Origin of the sequence: Enterobacter cloacae complex sp. AR_0002 (assembly GCF_001922365.1) — a bacterium.
In the GTDB taxonomy this organism is placed as follows: Bacteria; Pseudomonadota; Gammaproteobacteria; order Enterobacterales; family Enterobacteriaceae; genus Enterobacter; species Enterobacter hormaechei_C.
Genome location: NZ_CP018814.1, coordinates 4,743,877 through 4,758,745, shown reverse-complemented (window position 1 = coordinate 4,758,745; position 14,869 = coordinate 4,743,877). Strand labels below are relative to the sequence as shown.

19 protein-coding genes are annotated in these 14,869 nt (G+C 56.8%); 4 read left to right on the top strand and 15 right to left on the bottom strand.

The window, feature by feature from the left end:
• Positions 1 to 10: 10 nt before the first annotated feature.
• Together AM329_RS23630 and AM329_RS23625 are read right to left on the bottom strand one after the other, a co-directional pair.
• On the bottom strand, positions 11 to 1,438 hold the full coding sequence (locus AM329_RS23630; RefSeq protein WP_023314736.1) for a non-oxidative hydroxyarylic acid decarboxylases subunit C: 1,428 nt from the start codon (positions 1,436 to 1,438) through the stop codon (positions 11 to 13).
• Complete coding sequence (locus AM329_RS23625) at positions 1,428 to 2,030, bottom strand: non-oxidative hydroxyarylic acid decarboxylases subunit B (protein ID WP_003862111.1); 603 nt, start codon at positions 2,028 to 2,030, stop codon at positions 1,428 to 1,430. Before AM329_RS23625 ends, AM329_RS23630 begins: the two co-directional genes overlap by 11 nt.
• 173 nt (positions 2,031 to 2,203) lie before the next feature.
• On the opposite strand from AM329_RS23625, the gene AM329_RS23620 reads away from it, so the two are divergent.
• Positions 2,204 to 2,611, top strand: a complete 408-nt coding sequence (locus AM329_RS23620; protein ID WP_022651767.1) for a MarR family winged helix-turn-helix transcriptional regulator — start codon at positions 2,204 to 2,206, stop codon at positions 2,609 to 2,611.
• Here the strand turns inward: AM329_RS23620 and AM329_RS23615 are convergent.
• The gene (locus tag AM329_RS23615; RefSeq protein WP_003862107.1) at positions 2,608 to 3,495 is read right to left on the bottom strand and encodes a LysR family transcriptional regulator; all 888 of its coding nucleotides are present in this window, start codon (positions 3,493 to 3,495) and stop codon (positions 2,608 to 2,610) included. The two genes, AM329_RS23620 and AM329_RS23615, sit on opposite strands and share 4 nt — an antisense overlap.
• Before the next feature lie 109 nt (positions 3,496 to 3,604).
• Between AM329_RS23615 and AM329_RS23610 the strand changes: the two genes are divergently transcribed.
• Positions 3,605 to 4,807: an MFS transporter gene (locus AM329_RS23610; RefSeq protein ID WP_032610041.1), complete on the top strand. Its 1,203-nt coding sequence runs from the start codon at positions 3,605 to 3,607 to the stop codon at positions 4,805 to 4,807.
• Positions 4,804 to 5,181 (top strand): DUF4440 domain-containing protein, encoded by a 378-nt coding sequence (locus tag AM329_RS23605; protein WP_023314738.1) that lies wholly within the window; start codon positions 4,804 to 4,806, stop codon positions 5,179 to 5,181. The genes AM329_RS23610 and AM329_RS23605 overlap by 4 nt, the downstream gene beginning before the upstream one ends.
• Positions 5,182 to 5,231: 50 nt before the next feature.
• Here AM329_RS23605 and rpoS read toward each other — a convergent pair whose 3' ends face one another.
• Both rpoS and nlpD read right to left on the bottom strand, forming a co-directional pair.
• Positions 5,232 to 6,224, bottom strand: coding sequence for an RNA polymerase sigma factor RpoS (rpoS, locus tag AM329_RS23600; protein WP_013098493.1), 993 nt, complete (start codon positions 6,222 to 6,224; stop codon positions 5,232 to 5,234).
• A 59-nt stretch (positions 6,225 to 6,283) separates the two neighbouring features.
• Positions 6,284 to 7,357 carry a murein hydrolase activator NlpD gene (gene nlpD / locus AM329_RS23595; RefSeq protein ID WP_306173475.1) on the bottom strand — a complete coding sequence of 358 codons (1,074 nt, stop codon included), beginning with the start codon at positions 7,355 to 7,357 and terminating at the stop codon, positions 6,284 to 6,286.
• Here nlpD and AM329_RS26360 point away from each other — a divergent pair.
• Positions 7,299 to 7,430, top strand: coding sequence for a peptidase (locus AM329_RS26360; RefSeq protein WP_306173474.1), 132 nt, complete (start codon positions 7,299 to 7,301; stop codon positions 7,428 to 7,430). The genes nlpD and AM329_RS26360 overlap by 59 nt on opposite strands.
• Before the next feature lie 94 nt (positions 7,431 to 7,524).
• On the opposite strand, the gene AM329_RS23590 is transcribed toward AM329_RS26360, so the two are convergent.
• The 10 genes from AM329_RS23590 to cysD all read right to left on the bottom strand — a co-directional run bounded on the left by AM329_RS23590 (position 7,525) and on the right by cysD (position 14,865).
• Positions 7,525 to 8,151 (bottom strand): protein-L-isoaspartate(D-aspartate) O-methyltransferase, encoded by a 627-nt coding sequence (locus AM329_RS23590; protein WP_032610042.1) that lies wholly within the window; start codon positions 8,149 to 8,151, stop codon positions 7,525 to 7,527.
• Positions 8,145 to 8,906 carry a 5'/3'-nucleotidase SurE gene (gene surE / locus AM329_RS23585; protein WP_017382816.1) on the bottom strand — a complete coding sequence of 254 codons (762 nt, stop codon included), beginning with the start codon at positions 8,904 to 8,906 and terminating at the stop codon, positions 8,145 to 8,147. The genes AM329_RS23590 and surE overlap by 7 nt, the downstream gene beginning before the upstream one ends.
• Entirely contained in the window at positions 8,887 to 9,936 is a 1,050-nt protein-coding gene (gene truD / locus AM329_RS23580) for a tRNA pseudouridine(13) synthase TruD (RefSeq protein WP_032610043.1), read from the bottom strand. Before truD ends, surE begins: the two co-directional genes overlap by 20 nt.
• Positions 9,933 to 10,412, bottom strand: coding sequence for a 2-C-methyl-D-erythritol 2,4-cyclodiphosphate synthase (gene ispF / locus AM329_RS23575; RefSeq protein ID WP_003862097.1), 480 nt, complete (start codon positions 10,410 to 10,412; stop codon positions 9,933 to 9,935). Before ispF ends, truD begins: the two co-directional genes overlap by 4 nt.
• Positions 10,412 to 11,122, bottom strand: coding sequence for a 2-C-methyl-D-erythritol 4-phosphate cytidylyltransferase (ispD, locus tag AM329_RS23570; protein ID WP_032610044.1), 711 nt, complete (start codon positions 11,120 to 11,122; stop codon positions 10,412 to 10,414). Before ispD ends, ispF begins: the two co-directional genes overlap by 1 nt.
• 19 nt (positions 11,123 to 11,141) lie before the next feature.
• Positions 11,142 to 11,453 (bottom strand): cell division protein FtsB, encoded by a 312-nt coding sequence (ftsB, locus tag AM329_RS23565; protein ID WP_003862095.1) that lies wholly within the window; start codon positions 11,451 to 11,453, stop codon positions 11,142 to 11,144.
• A gap of 79 nt (positions 11,454 to 11,532) precedes the next feature.
• Positions 11,533 to 11,859: a DUF3561 family protein gene (locus tag AM329_RS23560; RefSeq protein WP_006811767.1), complete on the bottom strand. Its 327-nt coding sequence runs from the start codon at positions 11,857 to 11,859 to the stop codon at positions 11,533 to 11,535.
• 58 nt (positions 11,860 to 11,917) lie between these two features.
• A complete protein-coding gene (cysC, locus tag AM329_RS23555) occupies positions 11,918 to 12,523 on the bottom strand; it encodes an adenylyl-sulfate kinase (protein ID WP_023314740.1) in 606 nt (201 codons plus the stop codon).
• The gene (gene cysN, locus AM329_RS23550; protein ID WP_032610045.1) at positions 12,523 to 13,947 is read right to left on the bottom strand and encodes a sulfate adenylyltransferase subunit CysN; all 1,425 of its coding nucleotides are present in this window, start codon (positions 13,945 to 13,947) and stop codon (positions 12,523 to 12,525) included. Before cysN ends, cysC begins: the two co-directional genes overlap by 1 nt.
• Before the next feature lie 9 nt (positions 13,948 to 13,956).
• Entirely contained in the window at positions 13,957 to 14,865 is a 909-nt protein-coding gene (gene cysD, locus AM329_RS23545) for a sulfate adenylyltransferase subunit CysD (protein WP_006811770.1), read from the bottom strand.
• Positions 14,866 to 14,869 lie beyond the last annotated feature (4 nt).

Below are 14,869 nucleotides of genomic sequence, written 5' to 3'. Positions count from 1 at the left end.
TTTTTCCTCCTTATTGACGTGCCGCCAGCATCGCGGTCAGTTTTTCGGCCCAGGCTTTGGTTTCAGGGAGATCCTGTACCGGCTGGCTGTAGTGACCACGGTTGTCCGGGGCAACCGGGGTGGTGGCATCAATGATCAGCTTGTCAGTGATCCCCGCCGGGCTGGAGCCGGGGTCAAGCTCGAGCACAGACATATTCGGTAGCTGCACCAGATCGCCTGCCGGATTGACCTTTGATGACAGCGCCCACATCACCTGCGGCAGGTTAAACGGATCGACGTCTTCATCCACCATAATCACCATTTTCACGTAACCCAGACCGTGTGGCGTGGTCATGGCGCGGAGGCCGACCGCACGGGCAAAACCGCCGTAACGCTTTTTAGTGGAGATAATCGCCAGCAGACCGTGGGTGTACATGGCGTTTACCGCCTGCACTTCCGGGAATTCCGACTTTAGCTGCTGATAGAGCGGTACGCAGGTGGCGGGCCCCATCAGATAATCAATCTCGGTCCACGGCATGCCGAGGTAAAGGGATTCGAAAATGGGTTTGGTGCGGTAAGAGACTTTATCAATGCGTACAACCGTCATATTGCGTCCGCCGGAGTAGTGTCCGGTAAACTCACCGAATGGCCCTTCAATTTCACGTTTCCGGCCTTCAATCACCCCTTCGAGGATCACTTCCGACCCCCACGGCACATCGAAACCGGTCAGTGGAGCCGTCGCAATCGGATACGGGCTTTCGCGTAGCGCACCGGCCATCTCATACTCGGATTGATCGTATTTCAGCGGCGTGGCGCCCATCAGGGTGATGATCGGATCGTTACCCAGCGTAATGGCAATAGGCAGGTCTTCGCCGCGCTCTTCTGCCTTATGCAGATGCAGCGCGATATCATGCATCGGCACCGGTTGCAGGCCGAGCTTACGCTTGCCCTTCACTTCCATACGGTAGATCCCGACGTTCTGTTTGCCGAAGTGATCGGGGTCGAGCGGATCGCGGGAGACAACGCACGCTTTATCGAGATAAAAGCCTCCGTCACCGTCGTTCAGGCGGAACAGCGGCAGAATGTCGAACAGGTTGATGTCTTCCCCGTCCACCGTGTTCTGCGCCCAGGCCGGATTTGCACGACGCTCTGGCGAGACGGGGAATTTGTCCCAGCGACGAATAAACTCGTCGATCTGTTTTTTCACCGGGGTATTCGCTGGCAGCCCCATCGAAATAGCGTGGTTTTGCCACGAGCCGATAGTGTTCATCACCACACGGGCATCGGTGAAGCCGCGAATATTATCGAACCACAGCGCAGGCGCACCATCGCCAATGCGTCCGGTCGCGTTGGCGGCCGCCGCCAGATCCGGCTCGGCGTTAACCTCTTCCTCAATTTTCAGCAGTTGCCCTTGCTCATCGAGCGCCTGCAGGAAGCTTCTCAAATCATCAAATGCCATCTTTATTCTCCTGTGAAAAATGTTTCGCTGCCTGCAAACCTTCCCAGCGTCGGGCTTTTTTATGCTCCAGACCAAACTGGTCGAGAACACGGGTCACGATATGCTGGGTAATGTCATCGGCGGTTTGCGGGTGGTTGTAGTACGCAGGCATAGGCGGCACCATCGCCACGCCCATACGGGAAAGAGCAAGCATGTTCTCGAGATGGATGGTGCTGAGCGGCGTCTCACGGGGAACCAGCACCAGCTTGCGCCCCTCTTTCAACACTACGTCTGCCGCACGCCCTACCAGCCCTTCGGCGTAGCCCGCGCGGATACCCGCCAGCGTTTTCATGCTGCACGGGATGACGATCATGCCGTCGGTGCGAAACGAGCCGGAGGAGATGGTGGCAGCCTGATCGGCCGGGCTATGGACGACATCCGCCAGTGCAGCAACGTCATGCGCAGTGAAGGGCGTTTCCAGCTCAATCGTGGTTTTTGCCCACTTCGACATCACCAGGTGCGTTTCCACCTCCGGCATTTCCCGCAGCGCCTGTAACAACGCCACGCCTAATGGCGCACCCGTCGCGCCCGTCATTCCCACAATCAATCTCATTCAGCACCTCAATTAATTTGTTCGTATACGAACATATTAATTAAACTACGCCTTGATCCTGCTGCTGACAAGATCGTTCGCATACGATCACACTAATCGCTAAAAAACTCTCGCGTTAAAATTCAGCCCAAGAGCGGCTATCATAGAGGGAGTATTTTTCCGTCGGAGTGTCCATGGAGTTAAGACAAGAAGCTTTCCACCTGCTACGTCAGCTTTTTCAACAGCATACTGCCCAGTGGCAGCACGCATTGCCTGAACTGACCAAGCCACAATATGCGGTGATGCGGTCAATTGCTGAAAATCCTGGTATTGAGCAGGTTGCCCTGACTGAAGTCGCGGTGAGCACCAAAGCGACGCTGGCAGAAATGCTGAGCCGCATGGAAGCACGCGGCCTGGTCAGGCGCGAGCACGATCCGGCAGACAAACGCCGTCGGTTTGTCTTTCTGACTGCCGAAGGAGAGGCCCTGCTTGAGAGCAGTAAACCGATTGGAAATGAGGTGGATGAGGCATTTCTGGGGCGCCTTAACGGCGCGGAACGAGAGCAATTTTCAGCGCTCATTAAAAAAATGATGCAGGGTTAAGTCACCCTGACGCGCATAAAATCAATAAATGTTCGCACTTTCGCGGGCACATGCCGGGCATCGGGATAAACGGCATAGATGCCCTGCTGAGCAAACGTGTATGCCGGTAACAGCGAGACCAGTTCCCCCGCATCCAGTGCGTTACGCACCAGCCACTCCGGCAGCAGCGCCACTCCACATCCCGCGAGGGCAAAAGCCATCAGCGCCTGGGCGCTGTCTGCATACAGGCGCGGCGCTTTCTTGATCTCAAAGGAAACCGGATGCCCATCAACACCTCTTACCTGCCAGCGCAGCGGCGACGTTAAACGCTCGTGAATGATCCAGTCCGCTTCCGCCAGTTGTTCCAGCGAGTCAACCGGATGGTTTGCCAGCCAGCCTGGCGTTGCCACGGGCAGGATGGTGAAGGAGGTCATCAACGCGGCGTGGTAGCGCGAATCTGCAAGCGTGCCGAGCCGGATAGCGACATCGAAGCGCTCGGCGATAAGATCGGCATGCAAAGAGGACGAGACATGCCGCACGCGAAGGTCCGGGTGCAACTGGCTAAATTCAGCCAGCAAAGGCACCACCACCTGCGAGCCATATTCGGGCGTGGTGGTGATCCGCAGTTCTCCCGTCAGCCCGGCGTGGTTGGCGCGAACGTCATCCTGCAATCGCTCTGCATCCCGTAACAGCATCACGCTTCGTTGATGAAAGAGCTTCCCCGCCTCGGTCAGCGTCAGGCGTCGGGTGGTTCGCAGCAACAGGGTGACGCCCAGCTCCTCTTCAAGCTGACGAATATGAAAGCTGACCACCGCTTTTGTCAGCCCCATCGCCTCCGCCGCGGCGGTGAAACTGCCGGTGTCCGCTACGGCGATAAACATTGCCGTACGCTGTAAATTAAGCATCGCTTGCCTGGTTAACTGTCAAAATAATGTTGACAGTATATCGTGGTTTGTCGCGTTTATCCGTAACCCGTGGGCCGATACGATACGCCACCTCACCGGAGGAACTTCCATGACGTATCGCAGCAAAATCGCCGTCGTCTTTCTGCTCGGCTTTTTCCTTGATTTGATAAACATGTTTATTGCCAGCGTCGCCTTTCCGGCGATGGCTCGCGCTTTCAATACCACACCTTCCGCGCTTGCCTGGGTAAGTAGCGGATACATTGCCGGGCTGACGCTAGTCATCCCTTTCAGCAGTATCCTGACGCGCCGCGTCGGGCCGAAGCGCGTTATCCTGCTCTCACTGCTTCTCTTTAGCGCGGCCTCCGTTGCGGCGGGTCTCTCATCTTCGCTGGAAAGTCTGATTGCCTGGCGAGTCGTGCAGGGCGCCGGAGGGGGTTTACTGATCCCGGTTGGTCAGGCGCTGACCTGGCAACAGTTTAAGCCTCATGAGCGGGCCAGACTCTCCTCGGCGGTGATGCTGGTCGCACTGCTTGCCCCCGCGTGCTCACCGGCTGTGGGCGGTATGCTGGTTCAGACATTCAGCTGGCGCTGGATATTTTTTGCCACCCTGCCCGTCGTCATTGTCACCTTTGCTTTGGCCTGCGCGTGGCTTAAAACAGAACCGTCGCCGATAACCCCCACCAGGACAGTAAACTTGTCTTTGCTGACGGATCCGCTGTTGCGCTTATCCATGCTTATCTATGTGTGCGTACCCGGCATTTTTATCGGCGTGAACGTAACGGGCATGTATTACCTCCAGAGCGAGGCCAATATGACACCCGCCGCAACGGGCATGCTTATGCTGCCATGGTCTGTGGCTTCGTTTTTGGCTATCACCGCGACAGGACGCTATTTCAACCGTATCGGCCCCCGGCCGCTGGTGGTCATCGGTTGCCTTTTGCAGGCGACGGGCATTCTGCTTTTAGTTAACGTCGGCCCGGCAATGCTGCTACCTGCCGTTGCGTTTGCGCTGATGGGCGCGGGGGGAAGCCTTTGCAGCAGTACGGCTCAGAGCAGCGCGTTTTTGACGATGCGACCGGAAAATATGCCTGATGCCAGCGCGCTATGGAATCTGAATCGTCAGTTGAGCTTTTTTGCGGGTGCCCTGCTGCTGGCGCAGGCGCTGAGCTTCATGCAGGCTTATCTCCCGCCGCTGGCCGCCTGGCACGGGATGTTTGTTTTTGCCGCAGTCATCACTCTACTGCCCGTACTGTACGTCTACCGTCTTAACAACACGCAGTTACTTGCGCAACTGCAACAGGAGCAACCATGACCCATTTCGAACAAGAGATCCTCGACATTCACGTCGCCCTTGAAAACTGGTTAGGTGCAGGCGAAGGCGATCGGGACGCCCTGCTCGCCCGTTTCCGTCCGGATTTTCTGATGGTTCCACCGAGTGGCAACCCGTTAGATCATCACGCGCTTGCCCAATTTTTAAATGCGCAGCGGGGAACCCGACCCGGGCTCAGGATCGGTATTGATGCGTTAACAACGCTTCAGACATGGGACAACGGCGCGGTGCTCCATTACCGGGAGACGCAAACCCGGCCAGGCCAGCCCGTCAACGTGCGCTGGTCAACCGCGGTGCTTAATCAGGAAGGGGATAACATCACCTGGCGTTTGCTGCACGAAACGGCGCAGCCGTAAGGCATAAAAAAGGCCCGTCTCACGACGGGCCTTTTCTGACGAATGGTTGCTTACTCGCGGAACAGCGCTTCGATATTCAGACCTTGCCCTTGCAGGATTTCACGCAGGCGGCGTAGGCCTTCAACCTGAATCTGACGAACACGTTCACGGGTCAGGCCAATCTCACGGCCGACATCTTCCAGTGTCGCAGCTTCATACCCCAGTAAACCGAAACGACGTGCCAGCACCTCACGCTGTTTGGCGTTCAGTTCGAACAGCCATTTGACGATGCTCTGTTTCATGTCATCGTCCTGCGTGGTGTCTTCCGGGCCGTTGTCTTTTTCATCGGCCAGGATGTCCAGCAGCGCTTTTTCGGAGTCGCCACCCAGCGGGGTGTCAACCGAGGTAATGCGCTCGTTGAGACGCAGCATACGGCTTACGTCATCAACCGGTTTGTCGAGTTGCTCTGCGATCTCTTCCGCACTTGGCTCGTGGTCCAGTTTATGGGACAACTCGCGCGCGGTACGCAGATAAACATTCAACTCTTTGACGATGTGGATCGGCAGTCGAATCGTACGGGTCTGGTTCATAATAGCCCGTTCGATGGTCTGACGAATCCACCAGGTCGCGTAGGTTGAGAAACGGAACCCGCGTTCCGGGTCAAACTTCTCAACTGCGCGGATGAGACCTAAGTTGCCCTCTTCAATCAGATCCAGCAGAGCCAGACCACGATTGCCGTAACGGCGGGCAATTTTCACGACCAGTCGCAGGTTACTTTCGATCATGCGACGACGCGAGGCAACATCACCACGCAAAGCACGACGTGCGAAATAGACTTCTTCTTCGGCCGTTAGCAGTGGGGAGTAACCAATCTCCCCAAGGTAAAGCTGAGTCGCGTCCAGCACACGCTGTGTGGCACCCTGCGATAACAGCTCTTCTTCAGCCAAATCGTTATCACTGGGTTCCTCTTCTACTAAGGCTTTTTCGTCAAAAGCCTCTGCTCCGTTCTCATCAAATTCCGCGTCTTCATTTAAATCATGAACTTTCAGCGTATTCTGACTCATAAGGTGGCTCCTACCCGTGATCCCTGGACGAGACACCCTGGCTGGCATGCCCCGTCAATTTATCGCTGCGGTAAATATTGCAGCGGGTTTACGGATTTCCCCTTGTAACGAATTTCAAAATGCAAGCGTGTAGAACTGGTTCCGGTGCTACCCATGGTAGCGATTTTTTGCCCCGCCTTAACTTCTTGTTGTTCCCGGACCAGCATTGTGTCGTTATGGGCGTAGGCACTCAGGTAATCATCATTATGTTTGATGATAATAAGATTACCGTAACCGCGCAGTGCGTTACCGGCATAGACAACGCGTCCGTCTGCGGTCGCGATGATTGCCTGTCCTTTACTGCCTGCGATATCGATCCCTTTGTTGCCCCCCTCAGAGGTAGCGAAGTTCTCGATGATCTTGCCGTCAGTTGGCCAACGCCAGGTGGTAATTGACGAGCTGGCATTCTGACTGCTTGCAGTCGGTACAGTAGAGCTAACCACAGGTGCCGTAGTCGGTGCTGTGACAACAGTCGCAGTACCTTTATTATTCGGCAACATTTTGTTAGCACTCTGATCACCTGAATCCTCAGAATACGTAATTACAGGTTGTGAAGCAACCACCGTGGTGGTTTTTTGTGCAGGGGTGACGCTGTTATTTTGCGCAGTTACGTCGGCTGCTGAAACGGTGTTGCCTGGCGTAAGCGGTGTCCCCGTCGCGTTGCCAACCTGAAGCGTTTGCCCGACTTCCAGAGCATACGGGGCCTGGACGTTGTTTCGCTGTGCCAGATCGCGGAAATCGTTCCCGGTGATCCAGGCAATATAGAACAGCGTATCGCCGCGCTTCACGGTATAGGTACTGCCGCCGGTATAGCTACCTTTCGGAATGTTCCCATACTTACGGTTATACACTATGCGGCCATTTTCAGTCTGAACAGGCTGTTCCACTGGCTGTATCTGCGTAGGCTGCGTAACTGGACGCTGAACCGGCTGGATCTGCGGCGTTTGCTGCGCCGTTGAGGTGCCCATTTTAGGCGGAGGGGTGATCAACATTCCGCTGGACGTGTTACCCGAGCCGCTGGTTCCATTAACGGAACTGACGGGCGCAGGCGCGTTATTTGAACTTGTACAGCCTGCCAGCCAGAGCGAAACCAGTGATAATGCCGCAACACGGCTGATGGTGAATTTTGGGCTTCCCGCGCTCATTTATCCCCCAGGAATGTGTTAACTACCAGTGACTTAAAAATAACCGTGATGGCACGAACCTATCGCGCCACACCATACGCTGAATTTGCCTTAATAACCCTGGAAAAATCCGAGTCTCAGGCCAGCTCGCCCTTAACCAGGGGCACAAAGCGTACGGCTTCCACGGTATCGATAATAAACTCGCCGCCGCGTCGACAAACGCGCTTTAAAAGCTGCTGCTCATCGCCGACGGGCAAAACTAGAATGCCGCCCTCGTCCAGCTGCGAGAGAAGTGCAGCGGGAATTTCAGGTGGCGCGGCCGTGACTATTATGGCGTCAAACGGGGCGCGAGCCTGCCAACCCTGCCATCCATCGCCGTGGCGTGTCGATACATTATGTAAATCAAGCTGTTTCAGGCGACGGCGCGCCTGCCACTGCAAGCCTTTAATCCGTTCCACGGAACAGACATGGTGCACAAGGTGGGCCAGGATCGCGGTCTGATACCCTGAACCGGTGCCAATTTCCAGCACCCGGGAGTCTGGCGTTAACTCCAGAAGCTCCGTCATACGCGCCACCATGTAAGGCTGCGAAATCGTCTGGCCTTGCCCGATGGGCAGCGCCACGTTTTCCCACGCTTTGTGTTCAAACGCCTCATCTACAAACTTCTCACGGGGAACCTGGGCAAGCGCATCCAGCACCTGCTCGTTGGCGATCCCCTGTGCGCGTAATTGTTCCAGAAGAGTTTGTACACGTTTACTTACCATTGCGCGTTCACTCCGACCCGATCTAACCAGTCCGACACCACATCATGCGCGCTATAAGCGGTTAAATCTACGTGCAACGGCGTAACGGAAACGTAACCCTCATCCACCGCAGCGAAGTCGGTGTCTGGCCCGGCATCGCATTTATCTCCCGGCGGGCCGATCCAGTACAGGGTATTGCCGCGGGGATCCTGCTGGGGAATAACCTGATCGGCCGGGTGGCGACTGCCGCAGCGCGTCACGCGGATCCCTTTAATCTCGTCCAGTGGGAGATCCGGCACGTTAATATTAAGGATACGTCCGGTACGCAGCGGCTCGCGGCCAAGCGCACGGAGAATGGAGCAGGTCACCGCGGCGGCAGTGTCATAGTGGGTGTGGCCGTTTAACGAGACCGCCAGCGCCGGGAAACCCAGGTGACGCCCTTCCATCGCCGCGGCCACGGTGCCGGAGTAAATCACATCATCGCCAAGATTTGGCCCGGCATTGATGCCGGAGACCACAACATCCGGCCGAGGGCGCATCAGCGCATTTACGCCCAGAAACACGCAGTCGGTCGGCGTCCCCATCTGGACGGCAATATCGCCATTCTCAAAGGTAAAGGTGCGAAGTGAAGACTCCAGCGTCAATGAGTTAGACGCGCCACTGCGGTTACGATCGGGAGCCACGACCTGCACATCCGCAAATTCGCGGAGGTGTTTCGCCAGCGTCTGAATACCTGGCGCATGGATCCCGTCATCGTTACTCAGCAATATTCGCATAATCACCCGACGTGTTGATAAGTTCCCTGACAACACTGGTGGCAAAGCTACCTGCCGGCAGCCAGAAGCGTAACTCGACGGTTACGTCATCCCACCAGTTCCAGCTCAGCTGTTGCGGGTAGAGGAGCATCGCACGGCGCGCCGCCTCGACCTTTTCCCGCACCAGCAACGATTGTAATTCTGGCGCATCCGCCACCGCTGACTGCTCAGCGGCCAGCGACTCGCCCTGGGTTCCCCAGTCGCCTGAACCCGGCAAGGCGGCGGTAATCATCAGCGTTTTAGCGTCCACGCGCGACTGGACATCGGCCATCTCATCGGCCGTTGCCACAAACCAGCTTCCGCGTCCCGCTAATTGTAGCGCATCGCCGACAACAACTTGATTCGCGTCCGGTTTTTTCAGCCGTTCGCTCACAATCTGATTAAACAACGCACTGCGGGCCGCCGACAACCAAAAACTGCGTTTATTACGATCGCGCACCGGTGCACCGCTTTGCGCCCAGCGCAGCGCACCCAGCAGGTTGCTGCCACCAATGCCAAAGCGCTGTGCGCCGAAATAGTTTGGCACGCCGCGTTCGTTAATGGCCTTCAGGCGTTTTTCAACGTCTTCGCGTTCGGTCACTTCGCGCAACACCAGAGTAAAGGCATTGCCTTTTAACGCTCCCAGACGCAATTTGCGTTTATGGCGGGCGTACTCCAGTACCTTACAGCCCTCAAGCTCAAATTTGCTTAAATCGGGCATGCCGTTGCCGGGCACGCGGGCGCAAAGCCACTGTTCGGTCACGGCATGTTTATCTTTTTGACCGGCAAAGCTCACTTCGCGGGCGTGAATATTGAGGAATTTTGCCAGCGCGTCCGCCACGAAGCGGGTGTTGCAGCCGTTTTTCAGAATGCGCACCAGGATGTGCTCGCCTTCGCCGTCCGGCTCAAAACCGAGATCTTCCACTACCACGAAATCTTCAGGGTTGGCTTTCAGCAGCCCCTTGCCCTGCGGTTCACCGTGCAGATACGTCAGGTTGTCGAAATCCGTCATTTGGCCGCCTTCACCAGCAGCGCCACGGCTTCACAGGCAATGCCTTCGCCACGACCGGTAAAGCCCAGCTTCTCCGTGGTGGTCGCTTTGACGTTGACGTCGTCCATATGGCAACCCAGATCTTCAGCGATAAACACGCGCATCTGAGGGATGTGCGGCAGCATCTTCGGTGCCTGAGCAATGATCGTCACATCAACGTTGCCAAGGGTGTAGCCTTTGGCCTGAATACGACGCCAGGCTTCGCGCAGCAGTTCGCGGCTGTCTGCGCCTTTAAAAGCAGGATCGGTGTCCGGGAACAGTTTGCCAATGTCGCCCAGCGCGGCGGCACCCAGCAGCGCGTCGGTCAGCGCATGCAGCGCCACGTCGCCATCAGAATGCGCCAGCAGACCTTTTTCGTATGGAATGCGCACGCCGCCAATGATAATTGGGCCAACGCCGCCAAAGGCGTGTACATCAAAACCGTGTCCAATACGCATTATGCCTTCTCCTGAGGGGTCGTACGGGTAAGATAAAATTCCGCGAGCTGTAAGTCTTCCGGGCGCGTCACTTTTATATTATCAGCGCGCCCTTCAACAAGCGTGGGGTGGAAACCGCAATACTCCAGCGCCGAGGCTTCGTCCGTAATGGTCGCACCTTCTTTAAGCGCACGCGTTAAGCAGTCGTGGAGTAATTCGCGGGGAAAAAATTGTGGCGTCAGCGCGTGCCATAGATCGACGCGCTCGACGGTGTGGGCAATCGCCGGTTTACCCGGTTCGGCACGCTTCATGGTGTCACGCACCGGGGCGGCCAGAATGCCGCCCACGTTACTGGTTTCGCTCAGGGCCAGCAGACGTGACAGATCGTCGTGATGCAGACAGGGACGCGCGGCATCGTGCACCAGCACCCACTGCGCGTTCCCGGCAGCCTGAATGCCCGCCAGAACGGAGTCAGCCCGCTCTGCGCCGCCGTCAACGACGGTAATCTGAGGGTGATTCGCCAGCGCGAGCTGAGCAAAACGTGCATCGCCGGGGCTGATGGCAATAACAACGCGTTTCACCCGAGAATGCGCCAGCAGCGCCGCCACGGCGTGCTCGAGGATCGTTTTATCGCCAATTGAGAGGTACTGCTTAGGACATTCTGTCTGCATGCGCCGGCCAAAACCTGCGGCCGGCACCACGGCACAGACGTCCGAAAAAGTTGCTGCCATGTCGTAATCCTGGGCCTGATTATCGATTGTTTTGTGCGGAGCCCTGATTGCGTTTAGACGCATCCGGAACCAGGCGATAAAACGTTTCGCCCGGCTTAGTCATACTGAGTTCATTGCGCGCGCGCTCCTCAATCGCCTCCTGGCCGCCATTGAGGTCATCAATTTCAGCAAAAAGTTGATCGTTACGCGCTTTAAGTTTGGCGTTTGTCGCCTGCTGTGCCGCGACGTCATCGCTCACCCGGCTGTAGTCGTGCAGTCCGTTTTTGCCGAACCACAGCGAATATTGCAGCCAGACCAGCAAAGCCAGCAACAGCAGCGTTAGTTTACCCATCCTGCCCCCTGAAAAAACGGCATCATCATCCCATAACTTTCCGCTGGACTCTACTGCGGGGTTCTAATTATGCCGTAAGTTAGCCCATCAGCCATAAAAACAGCAGGCCAAAGATGACCACAACGGTGGCGATAGTGATGAGCGTACTATACAGAAGCTTGCCGTTGAAAAGGGAGTGCAGCGCCACGCCCACAACCACCGCAACGGGCATCAGCGCCAAAAAGAAAGGCCAGGTATAGAGGAAGAAAAAGAGGGTGTTACCACCGTAGATCAAAAACGGGATACCCAGCGCCAGTAGCCACGATACGAAGCCGACTATCGCCCCAGGGAAGGACCAGGTCGTCTCGTCGTCGGTCGTTAACGGTTCCGACCCGGTGGTAATCATGTAGTTTTCACTGTTGCGCATAGCTAATCCTGTGACCGTGACTCATCGCTCGGGAAGACAGCTCCCGAACGATACCGTCTCAGGATCTGATAATATCGTCCCGTCTGAGCAGGTCTAATAATTGGCTTACTAAATTTGTTACCAATTGTTGACCTTCCAGATGAATCTCAGGGGATTCAGGCGCTTCGTAAACGGAGTCAATGCCGGTGAAGTTTCGCAGCTCTCCCGCGCGGGCTTTTTTGTACAGCCCTTTAGGATCGCGCGCTTCGCAGATTGCCAGCGGGGTATCCACAAACACTTCAATAAAGCGATTCTGCCCCACGCGCTCACGCACCATCTGACGTTCGGCGCGGTGCGGTGAGATAAACGCCGTCAGCACCACCAGCCCGGCATCCGCCATCAGGCTGGCGACTTCCCCCACCCGACGAATGTTCTCTTTACGATCTTCATCGCTGAACCCTAAATCGCTGCACAGGCCGTGACGCACGTTGTCGCCGTCCAGCAGGTAGGTGCTCACCCCCTGCTGATGCAGCGCCTCTTCCAGTGCGCCTGCCACCGTGGATTTACCGGAGCCAGACAGCCCGGTAAACCACAGCACAACCCCACGGTGACCATGGAGCTGTTCGCGCTGGGCGACGGTGACCGGATGAGGATGCCAGACGACGTTCTCATCATGGGTGGCCATCACTTGCCTCCCAGCAGATCGCGTGCGCCCCAGTGCGGGAAGTGCTTACGCACCAGCGCGTTAAGCTCCAGCTCAAACGCGCTGAACTCAGAGGCCACGGCAGCCTGCGCGTCAGGCTCGCGCACCATGCCGGCACCGACGGTAACGTTAGTCAGGCGGTCAATGAAGATGAGCCCGCCCGTAACAGGATTCTGCTGATACGGATCCAGCACCAGCGGCTCGTCGAAGGTCATATCCACCAGACCGATGCCGTTCAGCGGCAGCTCGCTCACGTCACGGTGGGTCAGGTTGTTGATGTCCACCTGAAACTGAATGCCGTCCACGCGGGCGCGGGTTTTCTTGCCGGCGATTTTAATGTCATAGCTCTGGCCTGCGGTCAGCGGCTGTTCCGCCATCCACACCACGTCTACGGATGCGCCCTGCACCGCCGCCAGCGTTTCCTGCGCGTCGACCAGAAGGTCGCCGCGGCTGATATCAATTTCGTCTTTCAGTACCAGGGTTACCGCTTCACCTGCTCCGGCTTCCTCCAGATCGCCATCAAAGGTGACGATTCGGGCAATGGCCGATTCCACACCGGACGGCAGCACCTTCACGCGCTGGCCCACCTTCACCGCGCCGGACGCAATGGTGCCCGAGAAGCCGCGGAAATCGAGGTTCGGACGGTTCACGTACTGCACCGGGAAGCGCATCGGCTGGGTATCAACCACGCGCTGAATTTCAACGGTTTCCAGCACTTCCAGCAGCGTCGGGCCGCTGTACCACGGCATGTTCCCGCTCTGAGAGGCGACGTTATCCCCTTCCAGCGCCGACAGCGGCACAAAGCGAATATCGAGGTTGCCCGGCAGCTGTTCAGCAAAGGTCAGGTAGCTCTGACGGATCTCGTCGAATCGCGCTTCGCTGTAGTCCACCAGATCCATTTTGTTCACCGCCACCACCAGGTGTTTGATCCCCAGCAGCGTAGAGATAAAGCTGTGACGACGAGTCTGATCCAGCACACCTTTACGGGCGTCGATCAGCAGGATCGCCAGATCACAGGTGGACGCGCCGGTCGCCATGTTACGAGTGTACTGCTCGTGCCCCGGGGTGTCGGCGATAATAAATTTGCGCTTTTCGGTAGAGAAGTAGCGATAGGCGACATCAATGGTAATGCCCTGCTCGCGCTCCGCCTGCAAGCCGTCTACCAGCAGCGCCAGGTCGAGTTTTTCGCCCTGGGTGCCGTGGCGTTTACTGTCATTGTGCAGGGAAGAGAGCTGATCTTCGTAGATCTGGCGCGTGTCGTGCAGCAGACGTCCTATCAGGGTGCTTTTCCCGTCATCAACGCTGCCGCAGGTCAGGAAACGCAGCAGACTTTTGTACTGCTGGGCGTGCAGATAAGCTTCTACGCCGCCTTCATCGGCAATTTGTTGGGCAATAGTCGTATTCATGGCGGCTCCTTAGAAATAACCCTGACGTTTCTTCAGCTCCATGGAGCCTGCCTGGTCGCGGTCAATCACGCGGCCCTGTCGCTCACTGGTGGTCGATACCAGCATCTCCTCGATGATCTCCGGCAGCGTCTGCGCACTGGATTCCACCGCGCCGGTCAACGGCCAGCAGCCGAGAGTACGGAAACGGACCATCTGTTTTTTGATCACTTCGCCCGGCTGTAAATCAATGCGATCGTCGTCGATCATCATCAGCATGCCGTCGCGCTCCAGCACCGGGCGCTCGGCCGCCAGATACAGCGGAACGATCTCAATATTTTCCAGATAGATGTACTGCCAGATATCCAGCTCGGTCCAGTTGGAGAGCGGAAAGACGCGAATGCTTTCGCCCTTGTTGATCTGGCCGTTGTAGTTGTGCCACAGCTCCGGACGCTGGTTTTTCGGGTCCCAGCGGTGGAAGCGGTCGCGGAAAGAGTAGATACGCTCTTTGGCGCGGGATTTCTCTTCGTCACGGCGCGCGCCGCCGAAGGCCGCATCAAAACCGTATTTATTCAGCGCCTGCTTCAGCCCTTCGGTTTTCATGATGTCGGTATGCTTGGCGCTGCCGTGCACGAACGGGTTGATACCCATCGCCACCCCTTCCGGGTTTTTGTGCACCAGCAGCTCGCAGCCGTAGGCTTTGGCGGTACGGTCACGAAACTCGTACATCTCGCGGAATTTCCAGCCGGTATCCACGTGCAGCAGCGGGAACGGCAGCGTACCCGGATAAAACGCTTTACGCGCCAGGTGCAGCATGACGCTGGAATCTTTACCGATGGAGTACATCATCACCGGGTTAGAAAACTCGGCGGCCACTTCGCGGATAATGTGGATACTTTCCGCTTCGAGCTGCCGCAGGTGAGTAAGTCGTTTTTGGTCCATAACC

Excerpts from the sequence above, each read along its gene's own strand:
- AM329_RS23630 (WP_023314736.1), bottom strand. The coding sequence starts at position 1,438 with ATGGCATTTGATGATTTGAGAAGCTTCCTGCAGGCGCTCGATGAGCAA.
- AM329_RS23625 (WP_003862111.1), bottom strand. The coding sequence starts at position 2,030 with ATGAGATTGATTGTGGGAATGACGGGCGCGACGGGTGCGCCATTAGGC.
- AM329_RS23620 (WP_022651767.1), top strand. The coding sequence starts at position 2,204 with ATGGAGTTAAGACAAGAAGCTTTCCACCTGCTACGTCAGCTTTTTCAA.
- AM329_RS23615 (WP_003862107.1), bottom strand. The coding sequence starts at position 3,495 with ATGCTTAATTTACAGCGTACGGCAATGTTTATCGCCGTAGCGGACACC.
- AM329_RS23610 (WP_032610041.1), top strand. The coding sequence starts at position 3,605 with ATGACGTATCGCAGCAAAATCGCCGTCGTCTTTCTGCTCGGCTTTTTC.
- AM329_RS23605 (WP_023314738.1), top strand. The coding sequence starts at position 4,804 with ATGACCCATTTCGAACAAGAGATCCTCGACATTCACGTCGCCCTTGAA.
- rpoS (WP_013098493.1), bottom strand. The coding sequence starts at position 6,224 with ATGAGTCAGAATACGCTGAAAGTTCATGATTTAAATGAAGACGCGGAA.
- AM329_RS23590 (WP_032610042.1), bottom strand. The coding sequence starts at position 8,151 with ATGGTAAGTAAACGTGTACAAACTCTTCTGGAACAATTACGCGCACAG.
- surE (WP_017382816.1), bottom strand. The coding sequence starts at position 8,906 with ATGCGAATATTGCTGAGTAACGATGACGGGATCCATGCGCCAGGTATT.
- truD (WP_032610043.1), bottom strand. The coding sequence starts at position 9,936 with ATGACGGATTTCGACAACCTGACGTATCTGCACGGTGAACCGCAGGGC.
- ispF (WP_003862097.1), bottom strand. The coding sequence starts at position 10,412 with ATGCGTATTGGACACGGTTTTGATGTACACGCCTTTGGCGGCGTTGGC.
- ispD (WP_032610044.1), bottom strand. The coding sequence starts at position 11,122 with ATGGCAGCAACTTTTTCGGACGTCTGTGCCGTGGTGCCGGCCGCAGGT.
- ftsB (WP_003862095.1), bottom strand. The coding sequence starts at position 11,453 with ATGGGTAAACTAACGCTGCTGTTGCTGGCTTTGCTGGTCTGGCTGCAA.
- AM329_RS23560 (WP_006811767.1), bottom strand. The coding sequence starts at position 11,859 with ATGCGCAACAGTGAAAACTACATGATTACCACCGGGTCGGAACCGTTA.
- cysC (WP_023314740.1), bottom strand. The coding sequence starts at position 12,523 with ATGGCCACCCATGATGAGAACGTCGTCTGGCATCCTCATCCGGTCACC.
- cysN (WP_032610045.1), bottom strand. The coding sequence starts at position 13,947 with ATGAATACGACTATTGCCCAACAAATTGCCGATGAAGGCGGCGTAGAA.
- cysD (WP_006811770.1), bottom strand. The coding sequence starts at position 14,865 with ATGGACCAAAAACGACTTACTCACCTGCGGCAGCTCGAAGCGGAAAGT.